The sequence below is a fragment of the Bradyrhizobium sp. Kon56 genome, from assembly GCF_055807635.1.
Window position 1 is genome coordinate 1 of sequence record NZ_JBVVOU010000363.1, and the last position, 287, is coordinate 287.

The window sequence follows — 287 nt, forward strand, 5'->3', positions numbered from 1 at the left end:
TGGTACCGAACGACACTACACCGATCGTTATCAACTGCGCCGGGCGGACCCGCAGCATTATCGGCGCGCAGACCTTGATCAACCTGGGGTTGAAGAACCCGATCTATGCGCTGGAAAACGGCACTCAGGGCTGGTATCTGGAGGACCTCCCGCTGGAGCACGGCAGCACGCGGCGTTATGCAGAACAGGTCAGCCCGGACCTGGGCCGGCAGCGCCAGGCCGCAGTGCAGTTGGCTGAGCGGGCAGGGGTGGAACAGGTGTCGGCGGATCAGGTGCGCCAATGGGCC

Annotated in this window: 1 protein-coding gene; it reads left to right on the forward strand. The window is 64.5% G+C overall.

Annotated features, from left to right (window positions below; genetic code table 11):
* The coding region (locus AC0L3B_RS39320; protein ID WP_473383170.1) for a rhodanese-like domain-containing protein at positions 1-287 on the forward strand (287 nt) is incomplete at both ends.